The organism is Dyadobacter jejuensis (genome assembly GCF_003149085.1).
GTDB lineage: Bacteria > Bacteroidota > Bacteroidia > Cytophagales > Spirosomataceae > Dyadobacter > Dyadobacter jejuensis.
The window spans coordinates 1-1,573 of the sequence record NZ_QGDT01000057.1; the positions used below are offsets into that span (position 1 = coordinate 1).

Genomic DNA, 1,573 nt, shown 5'->3' on the forward strand with positions numbered 1-1,573 from the left:
TCAAAAAAATCATATTTATTGGCCGTTATAATATCGTACTTTCCCATTGTATTTACTTTTTAGCTACTTTTGTAATGCTTAGAATTGTTAAGATTTATCTTAATGATCGCAGATGCCCACCTCTCCCGGTGGGCTTTCTGTTTTTAGAATAGATTGGTTTGTTCTACGCTGCCCCAAAGAGGCAAATCGGAGTATCCTTTCCTATCCTCCCGGCGTTTCCCTAGAAGGGCCTGTGGTTGTTCTCTAACCAGCTCCTTAATGGCCTCTTGATCCTGCTTGCCGAGTTTTTTGAATGTCTTCTTATTCATCTTGTTTTAAACATTTTTCGTACCACATCTTTTTCTGATATTTTGCCTTTGGCAACTGCCCAGGCTAACCGTAGGCTTATTGACATACTGATCACGCCACGCTTAATAAATCCCCATGCCCGGAGCATAACGGTTCGACGGAATAGCGCTAGTGCTTCCTTGTTTTTCATCTTGCTTAGTATTGTTGTTTTGAGAATTGATTAACTCAGCACCCCCACTGAGTGTACCTTTTTAGATTTTGCAATCGCTACAGCTTCCTTTTTGGCATCTCCATATTTTCCACTGATGAAACATACCTCCTTGTCAATCGAGAAGGCCCAACTTCCAAACCCCCCTGGTGCTTTTCCATGAACTATTTCATACTTAATCGTGCTTACAGTTACCATTGCTTAGAATTGTTAAAGTGTTGATTTTGAATTGTTAACCTGCTGTAAATATCTCCCGACAGAACAGATATACAACATCGACAATCTTATATTTTTTTAAAAAAGTGAGAGCTGCCCACTGTCCACTTTTACAGTCATTTTTGGTGTTTTGGGTTGTGGAATTTCCTTGGCTTCAGGGATAGGTTTAGGGACCAATTTGGCCCTACAATTGGCCTCTTGTACCGGCAATAGATGGGGAATTGCTGGAAATCCCAGTCGATGGTATGGGTTGACCTCATAACAAAACCTCCATTCCTGGCTAATACTATCCATACAGGTAGCCTGGCCTTGACAGCCATGGATGGCCATATTTAGCGCGGTCATTTTCGTACAGATAGGATCCAGATCCTCCCCATACAGCATTTTGCCAGGCAACAGTGCATTGAATGATAATAGGGTTCTACCAGATCCACAAGCACAATCGTTAACTGTTTCTTTCTCTTCCATTTCTGGACTCAACGTTAATTGGGTCATAAGATCGCAGAGATCTGGAGGAGTAAAGAATTGCCCTAGGCAGCTTTTTTTGCTCCTAGACGCCAGATATTCGTAAACAGTGCCCAAGGCGTCGAACCACCTCACTTCCTCCGTTATACGTTCGTTCATAATCAGGACCCAAGCATGTAGCATTTTGCCCAATAGGTCATAGTCTTTGCCATACTTTTTCTTTAATCTATCGGCCAATTCTTTGTCTCCCTCGTATAGAAAGCACCCTATTCCAAAATCTATGAAGTCGACAAATACCTCGGCCGGATCGTAACGGTATTGCCCGAAATCACGCATTAGGCATACGATTCCCTTTACGCTCGATGGCGCATCCTCTAAATATCCCATAGTTGCTTT

At 42.4% G+C, this 1,573-nt stretch carries 3 protein-coding genes; all 3 read right to left on the reverse strand.

The window, feature by feature from the left end:
- Positions 1-143 precede the first annotated feature (143 nt).
- Positions 144-308, reverse strand: a complete 165-nt coding sequence (locus CLV98_RS23595; protein WP_158281328.1) for a hypothetical protein — start codon at positions 306-308, stop codon at positions 144-146.
- 200 nt (positions 309-508) lie between these two features.
- The gene (locus CLV98_RS23205; RefSeq protein ID WP_109678516.1) at positions 509-694 is read right to left on the reverse strand and encodes a hypothetical protein; all 186 of its coding nucleotides are present in this window, start codon (positions 692-694) and stop codon (positions 509-511) included.
- A gap of 96 nt (positions 695-790) precedes the next feature.
- Positions 791-1,573: N-6 DNA methylase (locus CLV98_RS23210; protein WP_211320117.1), on the reverse strand; the 783-nt coding region annotated here is incomplete at its 5' end.